This window comes from Sphingobium sp. RC1 (assembly GCF_059738765.1).
Map to the genome: position 1 here is coordinate 420,886 of NZ_AP027306.1, position 21,580 is coordinate 442,465.

At 58.2% G+C, this 21,580-nt stretch carries 21 protein-coding genes and 1 pseudogene; 14 read left to right on the plus strand and 8 right to left on the minus strand.

What is annotated here, in order from left to right:
• The first annotated feature begins 76 nt into the window (after nucleotides 1-76).
• Entirely contained in the window at nucleotides 77-253 is a 177-nt protein-coding gene (locus AC6JBC_RS02105) for a hypothetical protein (RefSeq protein ID WP_498025136.1), read from the plus strand.
• Between the two features lie 10 nt (nucleotides 254-263).
• On the opposite strand, the gene AC6JBC_RS02110 is transcribed toward AC6JBC_RS02105, so the two are convergent.
• The 3 genes from AC6JBC_RS02110 to AC6JBC_RS02120 form a co-directional block, all read right to left on the minus strand.
• On the minus strand, nucleotides 264-818 hold the full coding sequence (locus AC6JBC_RS02110; protein WP_498025138.1) for a recombinase family protein: 555 nt from the start codon (nucleotides 816-818) through the stop codon (nucleotides 264-266).
• A gap of 1,181 nt (nucleotides 819-1,999) precedes the next feature.
• A complete protein-coding gene (locus AC6JBC_RS02115) occupies nucleotides 2,000-2,284 on the minus strand; it encodes an acyl-homoserine-lactone synthase (protein WP_498025140.1) in 285 nt (94 codons plus the stop codon).
• A gap of 117 nt (nucleotides 2,285-2,401) precedes the next feature.
• A complete protein-coding gene (locus AC6JBC_RS02120; RefSeq protein WP_498025142.1) occupies nucleotides 2,402-2,815 on the minus strand; it encodes an autoinducer binding domain-containing protein in 414 nt (137 codons plus the stop codon).
• A gap of 905 nt (nucleotides 2,816-3,720) precedes the next feature.
• Between AC6JBC_RS02120 and AC6JBC_RS02125 the strand changes: the two genes are divergently transcribed.
• A complete protein-coding gene (locus AC6JBC_RS02125; protein ID WP_498025144.1) occupies nucleotides 3,721-5,319 on the plus strand; it encodes a GMC family oxidoreductase in 1,599 nt (532 codons plus the stop codon).
• A gap of 267 nt (nucleotides 5,320-5,586) precedes the next feature.
• Complete coding sequence (locus tag AC6JBC_RS02130) at nucleotides 5,587-5,784, plus strand: hypothetical protein (RefSeq protein ID WP_498025145.1); 198 nt, start codon at nucleotides 5,587-5,589, stop codon at nucleotides 5,782-5,784.
• A gap of 190 nt (nucleotides 5,785-5,974) precedes the next feature.
• Here AC6JBC_RS02130 and AC6JBC_RS02135 read toward each other — a convergent pair whose 3' ends face one another.
• Complete coding sequence (locus AC6JBC_RS02135; RefSeq protein ID WP_498025146.1) at nucleotides 5,975-6,541, minus strand: cupin domain-containing protein; 567 nt, start codon at nucleotides 6,539-6,541, stop codon at nucleotides 5,975-5,977.
• Nucleotides 6,542-6,678: 137 nt separating this feature from the next.
• Here AC6JBC_RS02135 and aptA point away from each other — a divergent pair, with 137 nt between their 5' ends.
• The 7 genes from aptA to AC6JBC_RS02170 all read left to right on the plus strand — a co-directional run bounded on the left by aptA (nucleotide 6,679) and on the right by AC6JBC_RS02170 (nucleotide 15,508).
• Nucleotides 6,679-7,998: an omega-aminotransferase AptA gene (gene aptA, locus AC6JBC_RS02140; RefSeq protein ID WP_498025147.1), complete on the plus strand. Its 1,320-nt coding sequence runs from the start codon at nucleotides 6,679-6,681 to the stop codon at nucleotides 7,996-7,998.
• 115 nt (nucleotides 7,999-8,113) lie between these two features.
• On the plus strand, nucleotides 8,114-8,914 hold the full coding sequence (locus AC6JBC_RS02145; protein ID WP_498025149.1) for a phytanoyl-CoA dioxygenase family protein: 801 nt from the start codon (nucleotides 8,114-8,116) through the stop codon (nucleotides 8,912-8,914).
• A gap of 80 nt (nucleotides 8,915-8,994) precedes the next feature.
• Entirely contained in the window at nucleotides 8,995-10,038 is a 1,044-nt protein-coding gene (locus AC6JBC_RS02150; RefSeq protein WP_498025151.1) for a hypothetical protein, read from the plus strand.
• A gap of 136 nt (nucleotides 10,039-10,174) precedes the next feature.
• Nucleotides 10,175-12,676: a TonB-dependent receptor gene (locus tag AC6JBC_RS02155; RefSeq protein ID WP_498025153.1), complete on the plus strand. Its 2,502-nt coding sequence runs from the start codon at nucleotides 10,175-10,177 to the stop codon at nucleotides 12,674-12,676.
• A gap of 79 nt (nucleotides 12,677-12,755) precedes the next feature.
• Nucleotides 12,756-13,142, plus strand: a complete 387-nt coding sequence (locus AC6JBC_RS02160; protein ID WP_498025155.1) for a VOC family protein — start codon at nucleotides 12,756-12,758, stop codon at nucleotides 13,140-13,142.
• A 44-nt stretch (nucleotides 13,143-13,186) separates the two neighbouring features.
• Entirely contained in the window at nucleotides 13,187-13,582 is a 396-nt protein-coding gene (locus AC6JBC_RS02165) for a VOC family protein (RefSeq protein ID WP_498025157.1), read from the plus strand.
• A 141-nt stretch (nucleotides 13,583-13,723) separates the two neighbouring features.
• On the plus strand, nucleotides 13,724-15,508 hold the full coding sequence (locus AC6JBC_RS02170) for a flavin-containing monooxygenase (protein ID WP_498025158.1): 1,785 nt from the start codon (nucleotides 13,724-13,726) through the stop codon (nucleotides 15,506-15,508).
• A 550-nt stretch (nucleotides 15,509-16,058) separates the two neighbouring features.
• Here the strand turns inward: AC6JBC_RS02170 and AC6JBC_RS02175 are convergent.
• Nucleotides 16,059-16,253, minus strand: a complete 195-nt coding sequence (locus AC6JBC_RS02175; protein ID WP_498025160.1) for a hypothetical protein — start codon at nucleotides 16,251-16,253, stop codon at nucleotides 16,059-16,061.
• A 65-nt stretch (nucleotides 16,254-16,318) separates the two neighbouring features.
• Between AC6JBC_RS02175 and AC6JBC_RS02180 the strand changes: the two genes are divergently transcribed.
• The 4 genes and pseudogenes from AC6JBC_RS02180 to AC6JBC_RS02195 all read left to right on the plus strand — a co-directional run bounded on the left by AC6JBC_RS02180 (nucleotide 16,319) and on the right by AC6JBC_RS02195 (nucleotide 19,891).
• Entirely contained in the window at nucleotides 16,319-16,462 is a 144-nt protein-coding gene (locus AC6JBC_RS02180) for a hypothetical protein (RefSeq protein WP_498025161.1), read from the plus strand.
• Between the two features lie 15 nt (nucleotides 16,463-16,477).
• Nucleotides 16,478-16,669 carry a hypothetical protein gene (locus tag AC6JBC_RS02185; RefSeq protein ID WP_498025162.1) on the plus strand — a complete coding sequence of 64 codons (192 nt, stop codon included), beginning with the start codon at nucleotides 16,478-16,480 and terminating at the stop codon, nucleotides 16,667-16,669.
• A gap of 577 nt (nucleotides 16,670-17,246) precedes the next feature.
• Nucleotides 17,247-18,505, plus strand: a pseudogene (locus tag AC6JBC_RS02190) (N,N-dimethylformamidase beta subunit family domain-containing protein).
• 51 nt (nucleotides 18,506-18,556) lie between these two features.
• The gene (locus AC6JBC_RS02195) at nucleotides 18,557-19,891 is read left to right on the plus strand and encodes an NAD(P)/FAD-dependent oxidoreductase (RefSeq protein ID WP_498025163.1); all 1,335 of its coding nucleotides are present in this window, start codon (nucleotides 18,557-18,559) and stop codon (nucleotides 19,889-19,891) included.
• A gap of 95 nt (nucleotides 19,892-19,986) precedes the next feature.
• Here AC6JBC_RS02195 and AC6JBC_RS02200 read toward each other — a convergent pair whose 3' ends face one another.
• The 3 genes from AC6JBC_RS02200 to AC6JBC_RS02210 all read right to left on the minus strand — a co-directional run bounded on the left by AC6JBC_RS02200 (nucleotide 19,987) and on the right by AC6JBC_RS02210 (nucleotide 21,574).
• A complete protein-coding gene (locus AC6JBC_RS02200) occupies nucleotides 19,987-20,676 on the minus strand; it encodes an MOSC domain-containing protein (protein ID WP_498025164.1) in 690 nt (229 codons plus the stop codon).
• Nucleotides 20,645-20,857: an MOSC N-terminal beta barrel domain-containing protein gene (locus AC6JBC_RS02205; RefSeq protein ID WP_498025166.1), complete on the minus strand. Its 213-nt coding sequence runs from the start codon at nucleotides 20,855-20,857 to the stop codon at nucleotides 20,645-20,647. Before AC6JBC_RS02205 ends, AC6JBC_RS02200 begins: the two co-directional genes overlap by 32 nt.
• 366 nt (nucleotides 20,858-21,223) lie before the next feature.
• Complete coding sequence (locus AC6JBC_RS02210; protein WP_498025167.1) at nucleotides 21,224-21,574, minus strand: Rid family hydrolase; 351 nt, start codon at nucleotides 21,572-21,574, stop codon at nucleotides 21,224-21,226.
• Nucleotides 21,575-21,580 lie beyond the last annotated feature (6 nt).

Genomic DNA, 21,580 nt, shown 5'->3' on the forward strand with positions numbered 1-21,580 from the left:
AGAGCCTCCGGGTCGCGCCGTGATCGTTATGCTCTTGTAATGAGTCGCGCTTGCATGGATCGGACAGGAGATCGTGATGGATGAGGCTGAAGCCCATTGGGTCGGGCACGAAGACCCCGATTGCCCAATTTGCCAAGGCCGTGTGTCGCCGGAGTTCATCGCGTATCTTGAAGTGCTGGCGGACGATCCGATCTCGCTGGAGGGTGACGACTTCTGGGCTTGGCTCAACGATCTAATCGCGCGGGATCAATAGCCCCGCCGGTTTAGGCGGCGAGCATCCGATAGACGCTGGCACGACCGATCCCCAGACGCTTTGCGATGGCGGTGGCACCCATCCCCTGTTCGCGAAGCTCCTTCACGGCGTCGGGACAGATCGTCGCGGGACGGCCTTTATAGACCCCCTTCGAACGGGCATTTTCTATGCCCCGGCGCTGGCGAGCGCGGATGAAGTGTTTTTCCAGCATCCCTACCATGCCGAAGATCGTCAGCAGCACCTCGCCCATCATGTCCGAACCGTCCATGACGATCTGGGGATCATGGATGCGAAGCACGGCCTTCTTCTCGATCACCCGCTTGGCGATGGCGAGAAGGTCGGCGGTATCGCGGGCCAGACGGTCGGGGTGAAGGGCCAGCAAGACATCGCCGGGTTCGAGCAGCCGCAGAGCGGCTTCCAACTGGTCACGACCAGCGAGGGACGATCCGTTGCCGATTTCCGAGAACACCACCACGGCACCGAGTTCTTCGAGCCGCGCCTTCTGGCTCGTGATATCCTGACCGTTGCCGGTGCTGATCCGTGCGTAACCCAGAACCTTCCCCATTGCGCCTCCCAGTGTCTCATATGGTTCTTAGGCCGGACTCTCATATTGTCTCAAAATGTCAAGAATAATCCTAATAAGACGCTTTAGGCGTCCCAATAGTGTCTCGTGTCCGGTTACCTATCCGGGGCATGCTGCGGCTCATCAACATGGACTTGGGCATGGGGAGTGCATTTTCTGATCCAGATTTGCGGCAGGTTCTGCTGATGGTCGCTGGAACGATCCAAAACTGACCCGTGGAGGATCAGGCCTCCCGTGGAGATGCCGGTCTCCACCACCTCCACAGCGGCTCCACAGGTGTCGGGTCCAGAAATGGCGGATTTGCGCCAGTCCTGCTTCATGTGTGGAGGTGTGGAACTTGTGGAGGGCAATATTGGATCAAGGAGAAATCCGAAACGGAAATCCGTCGTGAACATCCTCGGTGGAAAAGCTGCCTCCACACCTCCACCGGCTCCACACCCTCCACGGATCACAATGGAAAACGGCGAAGAAGATAAAATGACACCGTCCATAAATCACCAGCATCATATAACTGCACAAAGGATAGAAAAACTATAATCAATTATGGATATCTATATATAATGTTGATAAATAATCATTGCCACGGCAGATAAGGATTGGGCGGCAGTTCTCTCCTTTTTGTCGTAGGCAACAAAAAATATTGCGAGCGATGATCGCCATAGGATAAATAAGAATCAGAAGGAACGCTGCCCTTCCTGATTCATAACAAGACAGACAGGTCGGCATTCCTTTCCAAGTTCAACTTTGAAAGGAAAATATGGAAGACAGTCTAATTCAGAAATACCAGAGCCAAGCCCTTCAACCCACGCTTGAAGAGGTCATAGGCGATCTCGATTTCTCTACAAACTACGCATAGATGGCGAAAGCATTCGCCGTCAGCAGCAATACCGCGCCGCTGGCGTGCGCGGGCTTTGGCTCTTCCGTCAGCCCGGTTTCCCGATCACCCATGATCTGCCCGCCGCGTGCGTAGGAGGATCGCTGGAGGATGGGTTCACCGCCCTTCTTCCGGATGCGCGCGCCCGCATAACGCGGCGGGATCGCTCATTCCCCGACCGTTGGCGGGCGGCAATGCCGTTGCAGGTATTGTTGGAGGCAGCGTTCAGCAAGCGTCTCCGATGGGGCACTCCGCTGGAGGTCTTCGGGGACGCCGCCATAGTCGAGATTCATGCGGCAGAGGCGGGATGCGACGAATGCGGCGTGCTCACGGACATCATTGTTGCTGTGGAGATCGTCAAGAGCCGGATGGACGCGGCGTGTCCGCCGTTTTCGTCGGAAGCGATCAGGTAGACGGTGTGGACATTGTCGAACTGATCGATCTCGTAGTTGCCATCGACGACCGGCACGTCCCAGCCAAACAGGTCGACGAAGAGGCGCTTGCGGTCGGCAAACATGGATTGCAGCAGCGGCCGATATGCCGGTGCCAGTTGGCTATCGATGACATGGATCATGGATGTGCTCCCGGTGGTGATTTCACGGCCGAAGGAAGCAGCGACAGGGTTTGCAGAATAGACCGAGTAATTACTCGGGTTGACGCCCTCCAAGTTCAGCGAGGTCAATCTCGCCTGCTAACAGCGCGCTGACCACCAATTCGGTTCGATCAGCCCCTCATTCCTACCAGCCTCAAGGCAGTTCCGGTCGTTCCGATCAAGCGTAATGATCCGGTCGATTTCCGACCAGAGGAATGCACATTCAGCGAAGGCGCACGCACGTATGACGGGGTCGCGGCGAAACTTCGCTTCGCCAATGATCCGCATCACGGCGGCCTCAGGATAATCCCGGATGTCAACGCGGTCTGTAGGCGTGCCTCGAAGATCGGCATGATGAATGAGAGCGAAGTGGCGGAAGCCCAATTCTAACGTGATTTCCTCCATGAGCCGAGCAAGATCGACCGCCGAAGCAGCGGCTCGGCTAGCACGGATGAAGGAGTCAGCCAAGGCGACGCTCGTCGCCAGAAACACCCCTCGACGGTCGGCCTGCATCCTAGATAGCACCTCCCACCCGGTAGAGCCGGCAACCAAGCGCTGGAACTCTCAGCATCTAGCCATCCCGTCTCTCGTTAAGAGCGGATCGTTCGCCGCAGAGAGTCAGTTCAGCCACTCTGGAAGACGGTGGTTTATAAAATAACGGCGAGCAAACAAAGGAACAGGGAAGCAGTGGACACGAAACCTTGGACCAGACGTGGGGATAACATGGGCCTGGATAGGCGGAGGCTTCTACGCGCTTCTAAGGCGGCACGACATGCTGCATCGCCACCTCGGCCCCTTCCAGCGCCCAAAAAGAGTAACAGGGACAAGTGGAGCCGGAAAGAGCCCGAATTTGCCAAACCTCGTGACTCTATTGGTGTGCTTGTTGCGTTCCCTCCGGCTTGATCTTTTGCTTGACGAGCTGCAGCACAGCGCTCTCAATCGCATCATATGATGCATTAAAATGCCATTGAGATCCTGTCAACGTGAATTGACCGGGACTTCCGACATTTTAAGACATGCGGACCGACGGGTGTCGCTCTTGCCTCAAATCCCGGCTTCAAAACAGCGATTGCACGGCTCTCCAATTAACGATACGTAAGATGCATTAGAAGGGTTTGGTTGGCTTGCTACGGATGTAGCGCACGTGTCTCGGCGGGCACGATAGGAGATGGCAATAAATTCGCAGGAGTTGCAAAACATTACGGGATTTAGCCGCAGCATATGATCAAATATTCGCCTGTTCCCGTCCAGTCGGACAGCCTCAGCTGGTCTAGATACGCACGGGATGCAGCCGGGTAATCGTTGGATCCGCCGTAGAAGTTAGTGCGGATCTGCTAATTGAGATCAAAGCTATCCCACCTGCCTGACGCGGCGAGATGAACTACTGGTCTGTCGTAGCCTTTTGGAAAGGAAGTTTCGTGAAGGCAGCTGAAGAATTCGATTATATTGTTATCGGTGCTGGTTCGGCCGGATGCGTCTTGGCCAACCGCCTGTCCGCTGATCCCACGATTAAAGTCCTTGTGCTCGAGGCGGGCGGGCGGGACATCAATCCGCTGATCCACATGCCTGCGGGATTCTTCCCAATGCTTCAGGCGGGAATGGTGAGTTGGAAGTATCAAACCGCGCCCCAGAAGCATCTAGACAACCGCGTCCTCAATGATGCGCGCGGCAAAGTTCTAGGCGGCAGCAGTTCGATCAATGGTATGTGCTATAGCCGGGGCAGCCCGGAAATTTTCGACCTGTGGGCGGAGCTTGGTAACCACGGCTGGTCCTATTCGGATGTTCTGCCCTATTTCAAGCGGGCGGAATGCAGCTGGCGTGGCGAAGATAAATTTCACGGCGGTAGCGGTCCGCTGAAAGTGTCACATGCCAAAGTGACCAACCCAGGCTTCAAAGCATGGCTTGCGGCCGCCCAACAGGCAGGTTTTCCCTATAGCGACGATCACAATGGCGCCAAACCGGAGGGCTTCGGTCCGGCGGAATATACGATCAGCAAGGGACGCCGCCAGAGTACGGCGGTAGCCTATCTTCGGCCGGTCGAGAATCGTCGGAACCTGACGGTGCTCACGAAAGCCTATGTCACCCGTATCATCATGGAAGGCCATCGCGCCGTCGGGGTAGAGTATCGTCAGAAAGGGCAGGTCGTACAGGCCCGCGCCGCTCGCGAGGTCATCAGCAGCGGCGGCACCTTCCAGTCGGCGCAGCTGCTCATGCTGTCGGGCATCGGAGACGGCGATCATCTCCGGTCGGTCGGGATCAATGCGATTACCGATCTCAAGGGCGTCGGCCAGAACCTGCACGATCACGTCGGCTCACAGGTTCAGATTACTTGTCCCGAACCTGTGTCGGATTACAAGTTCATCTCAAACCCGTTGCGGATCGCAGCGGCGGCTATACGTTACATGGTCACACATACCGGGCCGCTCGCAAGCTTCAGCACGGATGCTATGGCTTATCTGAAGTCAGGTGCGCCAGGGCACGACGGGCTTGACCTCAAATATTATTTTCTGCCACTCTTATCGGGAGACAGCGCCCAGATAGTTCGCCAACATGGCTTCACAAATCTCGTCATCCTGACCCGGCCTGAAAGCCGCGGGGAATTGAAGCTGCGGTCTGCGGATCCGTTCGATCAACCAATCATCGACGCAAATTACCTGGCCGAGGAGCGCGACCGCGATGCCCTGCGGCGTGGCGTTCGGATCGCTCGGGAAATCTTTAAGCAACCCGCTTACGCCAAGTATCGCGGTGAAGAATATTATCCGGGCGCTCACTGTTCCAAAGACGCGGACCTTGATGCCTTTTTCCGCCGCGACTGCCAGGTCAACTATGAGGCCGTCGGTACATGCCGCATGGGGCATGACGAAAAGGCGGTTGTCGATGATCAACTGCGTGTGCATGGGGTTGAGGGGCTGCGTGTCGTCGACGGGTCCGTCATGCCGCGGATCACGACTGGCGATCCCAATGCCTCGATCATCATGATTGCGGAAAAGGCGGCGGATATGATGCTGAAAGACTAAAGGACTCTCGGCGTGCTGACCACAGGGAATGGCTTAAGCAAAGATGCGGATTGATTTGACCCTGATGGTCGATGGACGTCACGAACTTCTAATACTGTGGCGAAATCAGCCGGATTTAATCCTTTCGATTTAAGAAACCCGTCGGTCAGATCGCGAGCTGGGAGCCGATCGCCGCCAGTCGTATAGGAAACATTTACTTTTTTTGGGGAGCAAGAACATGGAGCCAAAGATAACACAGTCGATCGAAACGCGTTTGAAAAGGGGCGCGTGTCGATCGAACTCGGCGGCTCGCTCTCAGCCACGCCTTTAGCGACCTACTCGGCGCTGAATGGCGATACGGAGACGGACATCCTGGTCATCGGTGCTGGTTTGGCGCGCGGATCAACCTCCCTGCACCTAATCGAATCGGGCGCGAAGGGCGATCGGTTTCGATTTCGCCATAGCGAACCGCAACATCGCCTATGAGATTTCCGACAAATGGTTCCGATGCTGACTATCGGCAGCTGGGTATGATCAATGCGGCGCATCGGCGGACTCCGGCGCTGGACAAACAGGCACAGTTCTGGCTGAGACATGGCCCAATGCAGTCACCCTTCATAGAGAGCTGCCATGGTGGCTTATCGTAATAACGAAATCCTTCACGAGTTGCGACTGACTAAAAGTTAGGAGGAGTGCATGCACTAATACAGCGCGCCGACTCATCACCGACACAGCGAAAACGATGCGGACGCCTGCTGTCGAAGCTATATGCGTCGCCCGGCCCCAATATGCACCGCTCGTCATCGACAGTGATTTCGATAAAGCCGGATATCACGACACCCCCCTCTTCACCTTCATGAGTGAGGCTAATCTTTCCCGTATCCGCGCCCGGCTGCCAGGTCTCCGACAGGATTTGCAACTGCCGACCCTTCATGCTCCCGCCCACCTGAAGCAGAGAGATCAACCCCTTTCCGACTTCCTTGAGTTCGGAAGCTTTGTAGAATGACTGCGGGCGATCAATCTCGTCCATTGCAAAAAAATCGGACAAGCTGACAGACATGGCGTCCAGAACACGCTTAAGAGCGCCGATCGATGGGTTGGTGCTGTCGGATTCCATCAACGAGACAGTCGAATTTGTAATACCAGCGCGCTTAGCCAGCGCGCGTTGGGAGAGACCAGCGCTCTCTCGCGCCCGTCGCAGTCGAGATCCTATTCCAATTTCGCGCATAGCAACGACCTTCATTGTTGAGGTTGTTTCAAATATCAAACACCCTTGCTGCTAGGTTGTTGAAAGTAAACCCGTTTCTTTCGGTCGGAAAACACCTTGCGGTCTGTCCTGTTTAACCATCAACATGAGCATAAGCCGTAACGGACGATTTCGTGAAAAATATTAGTAATAGTGCAACATTGGACGCCTACTGGATGCCGTTTACCCCTAACAGGCGGTTCAAGACCTCGCCGCGCATGCTGGTCGGCGCGTCGGGGATGTATTATCGCACCGACGACGACCGCCAGATCCTCGACGGCACGGCCGGCCTATGGTGCGTCAATGCCGGGCACGGGCGCAAGGAGATCGCATCGGCGGTCGCGGCCCAATTGGAAAATCTTGACTATGCGCCGAGTTTTCAGCTGGGCCATCCGCTCGCTTTCCGCTTCGCCGAGCGCCTGGCCGACATCGCGCCGCGCGGTCTCGATCGGATATTCTTCACCGGATCGGGTTCGGAATCGGTGGACACCGCGCTCAAGATCGCGCTCGCCTATCAGCGCGCGATCGGCCAGGGAACGCGCACGCGGCTGATCGGGCGCGAGCGTGGCTATCATGGCGTGGGCTTCGGGGGCATATCGGTCGGCGGGCTGGTCAACAACCGCCGGGCCTTTTCCACCCTGCATGGCGTCGCCCATATGCGCCACACCCATGATCCGGCCCGAAACCTGTTTTGCGACGGGCTTCCCGAACATGGCGCGGAACTGGCCGACGATCTCGAACGGCTCGTCCAGCTGCATGGCGCGGAAACCATCGCCGCCGTCATCGTCGAGCCGGTCGCCGGATCGACCGGCGTGCTGTTGCCGCCGCGCGGTTATCTCAAGCGCCTGCGCGAAATCGCGACCCGGCACGGCATCCTGCTGATCTTCGACGAGGTCATCACCGGGTTCGGCCGCCTCGGCAGCCCCTTTGCCTCCCAGCATTTCGACGTCACGCCCGATATCATCACGACGGCCAAGGGCCTGACCAACGGCGCCATACCCATGGGTGCGGTGTTCACCTCACGCGAGGTCCATGACGGCTTGATGCAGGGGCCAGACGCGGCGATCGAGCTCTTCCACGGCTATACCTATTCCGGTCATCCCGCCGCCTGCGCCGCCGGGCTGGCGAGCCTCGACATTTATGAGAGGGAAGGCCTTCTCACCCGCGCCGCCGAACTCGAGGAGCATTGGCGGAGCAATTTTCTGTCGCTCAAGGATGCGCCCAATGTCGCCGACATCCGCGCCATGGGCTTGGTCGCGGCAATCGAACTGACGCCCCGGCCGAACGATCCCGAATCGCGCGGATTTGAAATATTCGCCCAATGTTTCGAAAAGGGACTCCTCGTCCGCGCGAACGGGAACACTATCGCACTCTCGCCACCGCTCATCATCAGCCGTGACGAAATCGACTCGCTCACACATATTTTATCCGACATACTGGGACGGACAGCATGACGCGATCCTGGCACCAGGAACGCCCGAGGAGGTTTCGCCAGACGAAGCCTGCCCTGCGCGGTCTGTTCCAGTGTGTCAGCAAGAGATCATTCACGCTCGGTGAAGTCGCTTCACAATGACCATCCAGCATCTTCCCAATACGGCGACGATCGAGGAAGCCACCGCGGTGATGCGGGCGCATGGCCATGTCGTCATCGATTGCCTGATGCCCGAAAGCGTGATGGATCAGGTGCGAGCGGACATGGAGCCGTTCATCCCCAAAGGGCCATCGGCCAGTGACGAGTGGGGCGGCGACAAGGCTCGCCGCGCGGGCCGGTTGATCGCCCGATCGCCCGCCGGACGGGACCTTGTCACCAACGCGCTGGTGCTCGGCGTGGTGAAGAACGTCCTGGACGGCGCATCGACTATTCAGGTCTGCACGACCGAAACGATCCTGCTGAACCCCGGCGCCCCGGCACAGGTCATCCATACCGACGAACTGCTGTACGACGATTTCGTCTTTCCCGACGACTGCATGGCCTGTTGCAACACCCTATGGGCCGTCACCGACTATACCGAAGAAAATGGCGCCACCCGGATCGTGCCGGGCAGCCATGCCCGCCCGCCCGCAGATTATAAGATGGAAGACACGCTGCCTGCCGAAATGAAGCGGGGATCGGTGCTGATCTTCTCGGGCAAGCTTTGGCATGCCGGCGGCCATAACCGGTCGAATGACGTGCGGATCGCGCAGGCGGTCAACTATTCCCTGGGCTGGCTGCGACAGGGTGAGAATCAATATCTCGCCTGCCCCCAGGACATTGCCCGCACCCTGCCCGAAAATCTGCTGAAGCTCATGGGATATGAGGTCGGTCCAAAATATGGGTACGGCCATGCCGGGGCGCAGAGCGACCCCTTGAAAGCATTGATGGAAAACTGAACGACTAAAGGATGCCGCCATTCCAGGCAACCGTCCTGACGAGGGGCAAATGTTCGCCGGAATCATGAAAGGAAAAAGCCATGAACACGCACGCTTTTCTAAAGCCTATTGCCGAACCCCAGATTCTCGAAAACGCATTCAATGAGGACCAGCGGCAGCGGCTTTTCTCCGTGCTGCGGGACGAGGGGCCGTGGAGCACCATCCTCACGCAGGAATTCAGCTCGCCCGAGGAAGTGATCGGCACGACGTCCGGCTCGCTTCCCGAAGGCTTCGTGCCCACATGGGACATGTTCCTGAGCCCGGTCTTCAGGGCGACGCTGGGGCGTGGCTATGCCAGCCTTTATCCTGAGATCGACGATTGTTTCTACAACAGCAAATTCCTGGAACTGGCCCGGAATTACTGGGGCGCGCAATATGCCGCACCGAACCTGATGCTGTGCAATATCCAGGGGCCTTCGCGCTCGGGCGGTTCGCCCCATGTCGATGGCGCGGACTATCGTGGCGTCACGATTCAGAACACCCCGTCCTGGCTGATCGGCATCATGACCAAATCGGGTCTGTTCCGCCGTTGGCAGGTCAAGAAGGCGCAGGTCCTGACCTGGTATTACAAGGGCCAGATCGGCGGTGGCTTCACCTACTGGCCCGACGGCCCGGACGGGCAGCCCAAGCAGCTTTATGCGCCGATGTGGGGCCGCGCCGCCGTCGTCGAGAATGAGGTCATGTATCATGGGGCAAATTCCTGCGGACCGGCTGACATGCGTCAACCCGAGGGCCTTGCGATCGATTCGGTAATCGCCGCCGATCCCCAGTCGGATGGATGGCAGATCAAGACCGGCGACAGGGTCATCCAGCAATTGCCGGCCGACGAGCTTCGTCTGCTGTTTCACTGGGGCGCCGACATCTACATGAATCTGGCGGAGATGACCGCCGCGCTCGATCATAGCGACGACCTGACGCACGAACAGGTCATCGACACCTTTATGTCAGAGATGCGGGCGCAGGGCATTGCTTTCAAGACGCCCAGCGATCCGCTGCATGACTCGGAATTCATCGCCCTCGTCACCAACACGTTCGACCCGGGCCTGCCGACGATCATGCCGGAGATATACGACGTCGCCGCATAATAATATTCGGTAAAGCAATGACAATATCGCGGGCCGGTCAATATGAACCGGCCCGCTCGTCTGTAAACGACGATAAGAAAATTCGATAAATATTATCGCCCGTCGACGGGACAAGAATTAAAGGGAGGTTATGCATATGGTTGACTTCAAGAAAAATCGTGTCGCCCTATATTGTACATCCGCATTGTTTCTGGGTGCTTTTCCCCATGCCGCGCAGGCGCAGGACCAGGCCGGTGTCGGTGCTTCGACCGATATCGTCGTAACCGCCCAGCGCCGGGACGAGCGCGCGCAGGACGTGCCCATCGCGATCACGGCCTTTTCCCCCGAGCGCCTCCAGCAGCAGAATGTCAGCGAGGCGCAGAACCTGCAGGCGACCGTGCCATCGCTGGTGGTCGGCACCAACGGCACCCCCAATCGCGAGGCGCAGAGCTTTACCATACGCGGACAAGGCGCGACCTTCCAGGCTTCGCCGGGCGTCGTCGTCTATCTGAACGAAGTACCGCTCCCCGCGCCGATTTCGCTCCCGCAGCAGGGTGGCGCAGGCAATTTCGTCGATCTTCAAAATGTGCAGGTTTTGAACGGGCCGCAGGGCACCTTGTTCGGCCGCAACACCACGGGCGGCGCCGTCCTGCTCGTCCCGCAAAAGCCGACCAACCAGTTCGAAGGCTATGTCCAGGCCAAGATCGGCAATTATGACAACCGGCAGTTCGAAGGCGCGATCAACGTGCCGGTCGTTGACGACAAGGTGCTGCTGCGCGTCGCGGGCGCCTACCAGGATCGCGACGGCTACACCTATGACGAGGTCTGGGACAAGGACCGCGACGACATGCACTGGTATTCCGGGCGCGTCGGCCTGACCCTCAAGCCGTTCGAGGATTTCGAAAACTATACCATGGCCTATGGCGCCTATTCGAAGAATAACGGCAGCGGGATCATCAACAAGGGGTTCAACATCCCTGCCCTGTCGGACCCGTCGCTGGGTTTCTGCTATGAAGGTCCGACGATCCCCGGCCAGATCGCCTCATGCGACGTGTATCGCGCTGCCATCGCAGATTCCCAGGCGCGCGGTCCGCGCCGCACGGCGCACGGCGTCGACGACTATCAGAAGACGAAGACCTGGGGCGTGACCAACACGTCCACGCTGAACCTCAACGACCAGCTCACGCTGCGCAACATCGTCAGCTATCAGCGTTTTACCGTCTCCTATGCCTCGGACAGCGACGGCAGCATCTTCCAGCAGGAGGACAACGACCCCTATCGGTTTCCAGAGCCGGGCCAGGCCGTCCTCCCCGGGGACGGTACGCCGCTCACCTTCGTCAACGCCACGCCGACCGAAGTTCCGCGCGACAACATCAAGGTCTTCACCGAAGAATTGCAGTTGCAGGCCAATCTGTTCGACAATCACCTGACGCTCACTACCGGAGGGTTCTTCTTCGACCAGAGTCCGGTGAGCGACCAGGGCGCGGCGTCGATCGGCTTCTGTCCGGCCACCTTCACCGGCTTCTGCCCGGCTTACAACATCCGTTATTCGATCAAGAACAGGTCGAAGGCGCTTTACGCGCAGGCGACACTGGATCTAGGCCTGCTCACGCCCGCGCTCGAAAATCTGAAGCTGACCGGCGGTTACCGCCATACCTGGGACAAGGTGAGCGGCAGCGCCAATCTGTTCGGGCTCAATCCCAGCCCGTCGCCACAGGCGCCTGGCATCTATCTCTGCTCGGCAAGCAATTTGAGCGTGGACGATCCGGCGCAGTGCGAATTCAGGAGCGTGCTCAAGACCAACGCGCCGACGTGGACCTTGGGCATCGACTATCGGGTCTCGCCCGATCTGCTACTCTATGCCAAGGCGAGCCGGGGCTACAAGGCGGGGGGCATCAACGCCAATGCCGTGTTCTCCAACACCCGCACGTTCCCGCCCGAATATGTCACCTCCTATGAAGGCGGCTTCAAGTCGGACGTGCGCGTCGGCGGCGTGCCGCTCCGCTTGAACGCCACCTATTATTATCTGACCTACAAGGATATCCAGCGGGCCACGGGCGACTTCAATCCCGATACCCAGGCCGCCGGCGCCCAGGTTCTGAAGGCCGACGCCCGCATCCAAGGCGTGGAGGCCGAAGCCTTGCTGAGGCTATTCCCCGGTTTCGAAATCGGCGGGACGTTCAGCTATACCGACGCCAAATACAAGAAGTTCGAATATCAGACCAACGTACCCGTGCAGGATTGTTCGGGCGACATCATCGCCCCGCCTGGAACCGCCAATTTGCGGTGCCTGCCGTTCCAATATGTCGCGCCCTACATCTACAGCATCCACGCGTCGGCGGAAAAGCCGCTGGGCGACAATTTGGGCATGCTTTCCCTGTTCGCGATCTATTCACACTCAGCGGGGCAGCATACGACGGCCACCACGCTCCCGGCGAACGAGCCTGGTGAAAAGCTGGAGGCATTCGGCACGCTCAACGTCTCCATCGACTGGAAGAATGTCGGCGGAAGCAATCTGGATCTTGGCCTTTACGGCACCAACCTCACCAACAATCTGTACCGGGTATCGAACAGCGGCACGTTCAATTCCGTGCTCTATACCTCCAATCTCTATGGGGAACCGCGCATGTATGGCGTTCGCGCGCGCTATTCTTTTTGAGGCGGGCAGAGCAATGTCGCGCAATGCGACATGACCTGGCTATCCACCATCCTGTATCTTATTTTTAGAAGGCAGTTTCATGAGCAAAACATCCTTATATTATGCCAAGCTGATCGTGGATGATGCGGAGGCGCTGGCCCCCTTCTATCGTGACGTGCTGGGCATGAAGGAAATCCGGCGCATCTACGAACCCGAGCATGCCCGTCCCCATCTGGAAATCTATATGTCGGCGGGAGACAGCGAACAGATCTGCCTGATGCAATATATCGGCAGGCCGACGCCCGCGCCCGGCGAAGTGCGGATCGCCTTTCTGGTGGAAAGCGTCGACAAGGCCGTCGCGACCTCGCAAGCCATGGGCGGCGGCATCATCCTTCCGCCCGAGACGATCGAACAGCATAATTTCCGCTGGGCGACAATCTCCGATCCCGAAGGTCATGCCATAGAACTCATGCAGTTCGGCGTCTGACGGCGTATCGATCGCATTTGACGGATATTTCTACGGAGAGAATCGTGAGCAAGATTTCACTCTATTATTTCAAGCTTATGGTAAAAGATGCGGACGTTCTGGCACCCTTCTATCAGAATGTTTTCGGAATGAAGGTGGCCGGACGTTTCGATGGCCTCCAGACCGAGGAGCCTCATCTGGAAATCTTCCTTACGTCGGAAACCGAAAGCGGCACGCAGCAGATCGCCCTGATGCACTATATCGACGGGCCGACGCCGACGCCCGGTGAAGCGGCGATCTCCTTCATGGTCGACGATGTCGATACCGTCGTTGCCGCCGCGCTCGCGGCGGGCGGCGCGACCAAGCGGGGGGCCGAGACGCTGGAGGAACATAAGTTCCGCTATGCTATCGTCACCGATCCCGAAGGGCACAGCATCGAGATCATGCAATTTGTCGTCTGAACCAGGACGCGGGGGCACGAGCGACCGTCTGTCCGGTTGCCATCCGCCTGCTTGAAAATTGGCCAAAAAGGGGCGGTGGCAAAGGCGCCCGCCAGTCTCGAACGATACGAGCTTAGAAATGCAAAGATTCGGAGCTGTCAGATGAATGATTCCCAGGTGAAAACGCGAATATCCCCCGAAGCACTACGCGAGAAATACCGTATTGAACGTGACAAGCGATTGCGGGCCGATGGTCCGAACCAATATCTTGATCCCAATGTCGTCTTTAGGGACTTCGACGCCGATCCCTATGTGGAACCAGGTTTCACGCGCTCGGCGATCATCGAAGAGACTGATGTCGCGATCGTCGGCGGCGGTTTTGGCGGTATCTTGACTGGTGCGCGCCTACAGCAGCAGGGCATAGACGATTTTCGCATCATTGATCGAGCGGGTGATTTCGGCGGCACATGGTATTGGAACCGCTATCCGGGCGCGGCATGCGACATTGAAAGCTATATCTACCTGCCGCTGCTTGAGAAAACCGGCTACATCCCGACTGAGAAGTACGCGAAGGCAGCGGAAATCTTTGCATATTGCCAGCAGCTTGGCCGACATTTTGACCTGTACGAGCGCGCCGTGTTCCAGACGCAGGTGTCGGAGGTTCGATGGGACGAGGCCCGGGCCCGCTGGTTGGTGCGCACCAACCATGAGGACGTGCTGGCTGCGCGCTTCCTCGTCATTGCCGGCGGGATCATGCACAAGGCCAAACTGCCCGGCATTCCAGGGATCGAGGCCTTCAAGGGGCACAGCTTCCACACGAGCCGTTGGGATTATCAATATACCGGTGGTGGCCCGGCTGAACCAATGGATCGCCTGAAAGACAAGCGCATCGGTGTCATCGGCACAGGCGCGACAGCGGTGCAGGCGGTGCCCAATCTTGCTCGCGACGCCGAGCATCTTTACGTCTTTCAGCGAACGCCGTCGGGTGTGGGCGTCAGGAACAATCGGCCCACCAATCCAGAGTGGGCCAAGTCGCTCCAGCCAGGATGGCAGCAACACCGCATCGAGAATTTCGAAGCCCTTGTCAGCGGTCAGTCGGCGGAGGAAGATCTGGTCAATGACGGCTGGACCCAGATTTCCGGCGGCGTCAATTTCGAAGGCGGAGCGGCGGACGATGACCAGTATGAGCTGGCCGACTTTGCCCGCATGGAGGCGATCCGCGCGCGCATAGATGAAATCGTGCATGATCCTGCCACGGCAGAAGCGTTGAAGCCCTGGTACAACACCATGTGCAAACGCCCCTGCTTCCATGACGAATATCTTCAGAGCTTCAACCGCCCCAACGTCACGCTGGTTGATACCGACGGCAAAGGCGTCGAACGGATCACCGCCAATAGCGTCGTGGTCAACGGCGTCGACTATCCGGTCGACTGCCTGATCTACGCCTCTGGGTTCGAAGTATCGACCGGCTACACCCGCAGGCTTGGCTTCGAACTTTACGGCCGTAATGGTAAAGCCCTGACCGATGCCTGGAAGGACGGCGCAGCGACCTTGCATGGCATGTATACGAAAGAATTTCCCAATCTTTTGATGTCCAGCCTTGTTCAGGGTGGTACCGGCGTGAACGTCGTTCCAATCCTCGATCAGGTCGCAATTCAGACAGCCTACACGATCAGGCGCATGGTCGATGTGAATGCCCGGACGTTTGAGCCCACTGATGAAGCGCAGGAAGGCTGGTTCGGCATACTCCTCTCGCATCTCACCGGAAATGCAAAATTTTCTACCGAGTGCACCCCCGGCTTCTACAATAATGAAGGATCGCTCGGCGACCAGAATATGGCGCGCAACGCCCCCTATGCCGGGGGCACGCTGGCCTATTTCGAAGAGCTGAGGACATGGCGGGAGGCTGACGCACTCGAAGGCCTCGAAATCTCGAAGAACCAGTAAGCCGTAGCGAGATTTGTGCCCTCGACAGACTAAGCCCCGCAGGCGCGCCTGGCGCCTGCGGGGCTTAGTCATTCTGGTTCGCGATTTGCGGCGGCGGCGGCCATTTCCGTAGTGTGGTTCCGGCTGCAAAGGCGGAGCAGCGCATGCGCAGATGTATACGATGTATATCGTCCTGCGACATGCTCGGAAGAGCAGAAGGCGCGCTACCTTCCTAAGATCGCGCCTCTTGACCTACTCCGCCGTTCGGTATCTAAGTGCGACATGGCTCGCATTAAGGAGACCTCTATGTCGATGGAGAAGTCAAAACCGTCGTTTTTTCCTAATCCGCAAGAATGTCCTAAGTCTGATTGGTCTACACGAAAGACATTATCGGAATAAACATACTATCGGCAGAAAAAATAATGAAAATGAGGTATGTTGTTTCATATTTGCCAATAGAATGTCTCGGATTTGAATCTTCTTTTAGCGCGGGCGCTAATAATTTGGCTGACGCGGCCACCGCCAGCACCTCCCCAAGTGTAAAAACGCTCGATATCCTATCGAGTGGCGATCAGCCGCTCACGGGATGAGTGGCGCCGCTGCTTCTGCGCATCCGCTCGCCACGATATCGGCAATCGATATCCTGCGGCGCGCCGGGAGCGGCGGACGCGTCAATTGCAATGAACGCCGTTTTGGGCATGGCGCCAGCCATGTTGGCTTCATGTTCCAGAACCGAGGTCAGCTTTTTCCTTTCAAGGAAGGCCATGGGGGCAAGACTTCGATTGGCGCGCTCCTCTGGAACGGGGTGTGCGTGTTGCCAGTCGTTAAGCGTTGGCCGAGATGGGCTGGGCGATCCAGGGCGATTTCCCCAATTTCGAACGATATCAGGCGATCGAGACGGGTCACGCGGACGGCGCACGAAGTTATGCGGCTGCCGCCGACATGAGGGCGGATGGCGTCGCCTTAGCTTATTAAGTGGGAGTTCAACCTATGAATCGACGTGAGATCATTGCTGGTGGTGGCATGACAATGCTGGCGGGAGCGATGCCCGCTGCCGCAGCCGCAGCGAAATCGGCCAAGGTTGCGCCCGATCCCATCACCGACCTGACAGCTGCCCGAGAGTGGGCGGCAGGGTCTGTGCGGCACCTGGCGGCCAGGCGCAGGCGCTTCGCTCATCATTGAAGATGGCGAACTCGCCCTCATCTATGCCGATGCAGTCGGAAAGACGCGGGTCATCAGGTCGGGCCTGCGCCCGCTGTCGAAGCGGTGGCAGATGGTCAGCGTTGCGCTCGATACAGTGGCGCAGACCGCGACGCTCACGCAATGGCCGGTCTTGCATGCGCTGCTGGAGCGGCGTGGCGAGGAACCGGTCTCCACGACGCAACCGCTCGAAGGCGGACTGTCATCGACTAAAATCGATTGCCTCGCCTTCGCCGGACTTTCTAACCCGGACGCCTGTCCTGCCAACCATAGCGGCGATTGGGTGGAAGCTCATTATAACGGTAAGCTCGACCGGGTACGCTGGAGCAGCGGGGTCCTTTCCATTGCTGAAGTTGAGGCGCTTTGTGAAACGGGGCATTGCCCGGCGGATAACAGCTCGATCCTGGGCTGCTGGGACTTTTCACGCGGCATCGACACTGTCGATATCGAGGATCTTGGCCCCCACGGCCTGCACGGCCGCACGTTCAATCTTCCTGCCCGAGCGGTGACTGGCTTCAACTGGGACGGCACCGAACATAATTGGCGACATGCGCCGGAAATGTATGGAGCGATCCATTTTCATGATGACGATGTCCATGATCTTGGCTGGCCGGATGATTTCACGGTCACGCTGCCGGACGATCTCCCCAGTTCCATCTACGCTGTTCGTCTGCGCGCCGGCGACCATGAATATCGTATCCCTATCTTGGTCCGTCCGAGTGCCGGGCAGGCAAGGTCGCCGATCGCATTCGTCGCGTCCACCGCTACCTATCAGGCCTATGCCAACAACATCACCACTGCGGACCTGATCTATGCCGCTACCGGCGACGAAAACATGCTGGACGAAGTATATCTGACGGTAAAGGCGCATCCTGAGTTTGGTCGCTCGGCTTACGATCGGCATGCAGACGGAAGCGGCGTCCAATACAGCTCCGCTCTCCGGCCGATGGTCGATTTCCAGCCCGGCGTCACCAAGCCATGGACGCTTCAGGCCGATCTGCTGGTCACCGCATGGCTTGTGCGATCAGGCTATGGGTTCGATATGGTGACCGATCACGATCTTCACCGCGACGGCGGCCAGGCTTGGAGGGGTATCGCCTGGTCATCACCGGCAGTCACCCCGAATATATGTCTCTGGAGATGCGGGAGGCGTATGACGCCCATCTCGCGGCAGGCGGACGGCTTGTCTATCTTGGCGGCAATGGCTTTTACATGCGCGTCGCATTCAACGACACCATCGATGGCGCCATGGAAATGCGGCGCGCTTCGCAGCCACTGGACGGGTTGTGGGACGAGGCGCCAGGCAACCATTATTTCAGCTTCAACGGCGAACTCGCCGGACTTTGGTCCAATCAGCACAATCCACCGAATTTTTCGGTCGGCGTTGGCTTCGTCAATATCATGCTGGGAAAAGAACTTACGTTCGAACGCACTGAGGCAGCAAGCTCACCACGGGCCCGTTTCCTGTTCGAGGGCACGGAAGGCCCGATCAGGAATGACTTCGGCCAGATCTACGGCATGTTGGGCGGGGACGAATTCGATCGCTTCGACGTGAACAAGGGCTCACCGCACCATGGGTTGGTGGTCGCGACTGCAGTCAATCGGACGGTGGATCATCCATTGGCGAAACTGCATCAGGCAGACATGACCTTCTTTGAGACACCAAGAGGCGGTGCGGTTTTCTCGGTGTCGTGCATCTCCTGGGGATTGGGCCTGAACGGCAATGATCGAGACAACCAGGTATCGCGCGTGATGAAAAATCTGGTCGATCGTTTCATTGCTGAAGAGCCGTTTGTTTACCCGCCAGCAAACTGCTAGCTAACTACGCCACATGCTGCATTAGCAGAACTTCCACTTTGGAGCAGATAGATGAAACTGGACAATGGCCCCCTCGATCGCAACGCGTTCGAAAAGGGGCGTGTGCCGATTGACCTGAGCGGCTGGCTCCCAGCCACGCCATTGCCGACCTATGCAGCGCTAGATGGCGACATCGAGACGGACATCCTGGTGATCGGCGCGGGTCTGGCGGGCGGATCGACCTTCCTGCACATGATCGAGGCGGGCGCGAATGCCGTGCTGATCGAAGCCAAGCAACCGGCGAACGGCGCTTCCGGCCGGAATGCAGGCCATTATCTCCCCTATCTTGGTGACGTGGAGACTTTCAAACAATGGGGCGCGAAGGGCGATCGCTTTTTCGAGTTCGCCATAGCGAACCGCAACATCGCCTATGAGATTTCCGACAAATATGACTTTGATGCCGACTGTCGGCAGCTGGGCATGATCAATGCGGCGCATCGTCGAATCCCGGCGCTGGATAAGCAAGCGCAATTCTGGAGCGCGCATGGCTATCGCGTCGATGAAGTCGGTGGCCAGGAACTGGCGGATCTGCTCGGCACCGATCATTATAGCTACGGGCAGGTGTGGCGCGAAGGAGGCCGGGTTAATCCCTATCTCTTTACCAATGGCATGGTCTCAGCGGCACAGCGGCTGGGCGGGCGCGTCTACGGAGACACGCCTGGGCTTTCCTGCACGCGGGAGGGCTTGCGCTGGCGCGTCCGCACGCCGACTGGATCGGTCTTGGCCCGGAAGGTCGTCGTCTGCACGGCAGGCTACGAAAACACGCCCTTCCTGCCGGAACTTGACAGGGGCAGCTATCCCCTCGTCGCGTCGGCTCTCGCCACCAAGCCTTTGCCGCCAGAACTCGCCCGCAAGCTGATCCCGAGCGGCGCTGTTGTCGAGCAGTATCCCGGTCTCTATCATATGCTGCTGGACAGGACCAATCGCCTGATTTCGTCGACTGTTCCCGCTGTCGGGAAAGTTCATGACGCGTCGCTATATTTCTCCATCTTTCAAACCTGGCTCAACAAGGCTTTCCCTGTTAGCCGGGATTTCAACATCGAACTGGACTCATACTGGTCTGGCATCATGTTCAACACGACGCCGGTCAATCACAAGGACTATGCTTCCGTGCACGACTTGGGTGACGGCCTCTATGCCTTTATCGATCTCGGCAGCTGGGGCAATTATATCGGCCCCATGCTGGGCAAGAGCCTTGGGCAGGCTCTGGCGGCCGACCGCCCCGACGATTTCGTGATGCCGTTCCGGGCGCCGAAGAAGAGGATGTGGCCGGGACAGTTCGCGTTCAGCGTCCAGCGCGTGGGCGTTCCGATGTTGCGGATCGCCGATCGGCTAAAGCTCGTCTGAGCCTGACATTATGGATCCTGTTCCCGAGAGAATGGATCCCGTTCCGGAGAGAGCTTCATCGAAGCGATCTCCGACCAGGCGCTGATCAGTGTGGTTCAGCGCTTTAACGGGATCGCCGGATCGCCAACACGGACCATGCCTTCTTGCGCGACATTGCAGTAGACGCTCACCCGCTGGTTCATGTCGCTAACCAGCGTGCGGGTTATCCTCATGTCCTTTGCCAAGCCGGGCTGCTGGGCCGATGCCATCGTGCACCGGATGCAGTCAGCCATGACTGCGATTTCAGCTGTACCAAGCCGCAGAGACGTTCCAATCCATTCCCGCTCGCGCAACATAGCCGCAGCGCCATCGTCATCGATCAGGAAGTTCGGCCGAAATCGCCGGGAGGGCAGTTCGGAATCCGGCAGTAGATTTTGCATATAGCGGAGAGACGATGTCGTGAGTATGTCAACTGGAAAGAGGTCGACATAAGTCCCGACTGCGGCGGTGGCTCGCGATGCCTCCTCTCCCAGCAGGTTAAGGTCCGGCAAGCTGTCGTCGGCATTCAAGCCGAACATCATCCGCAGTTCGCCCTCCAGATCGCCCGTTTCGAAAATAGCGGGACCTTGATCTACCGGCCCTGACGTGTCGACGCACACAAGTTCCAGGTCACGCCCGATTGCATCGGAGAGCAGATCGTTCGCCGACCGGTCGGCCGTCGTGATGCAGGTGCCATCGGGCAGCTCTATTTCGGCATGCGGGACGAGCCCAGCGCTAGTGCCGGAGAGGTAACGCGCGGTGCACATCAACAAGCGGGGAATATATCGTGCCCCGGATCGCACCTGATTTTTTGTCGCGGACAGCCCATCCCCGGTCCCATTTCAGACCTTGTGCCCTGACCTCGACCTCATCAAGCTGCTCGCCGCCCATCGATTTCACAGGGTATCGCCAAATCTCCTGCACGATCAGCTTTTCTGGCGCGTTCATGGACACTATCCTGGCTTAAGCGTGAAAGATGCCGATATGCCCGATGAAACGGAGTGTCAGGCCGCCATGCGCTCGGCCAGGACGTCGATCGGGTTGCGGTTGTCCAGCGCGCCCAGGAATCCTTCGCCCCTTTCAATCGCGTCGTGCAAGCCAAATCCAGTCCGACGATGACCGCAGCTGCTGAGAAGCTGATTTTGGTATATCGAAGAAAATCCTCCGTAAGCTGCACATCCCTCATCATACTGCCCCCAACGAAGTGAGTATGTATTCTTCGGGATGTCCTTCGCACGAGGGGACACGCAGGTCTATCTACCATACGCGCCCCCCGCGAATTTCGACTGCGGTCGCAGTCTCAATGATCGTTCGTCAGGCGCGGGCTATGGCTTTGATCTCCACGCGCGTCTCAGGCGTACCCAGGGCAGCGACGCCAACAGCCGTCCACGTAGTCTGGACATCGACCAGATAGACCTTCTTCGCTGTCATGAACTCCATCATCCCTTCGGGGAAGCCCGTATGGAACGTCGTGAGTTCCACAAGGTCGGCCCGGGTCCGGCCTGCTTGTTTCAACACTTCGTCCAGAGCCTCAAAGGCGAGCCGATAATGTGTTTCAGCAGAGCCATCATCGCCTTCACCGGCGACGACGCCTGAAAAGAGGATCAAGTCGCCGACGCGCACGAAAGGCGCGAAGCCATAAAGGTCGGCATAGTCTTCGCTCATTATTCT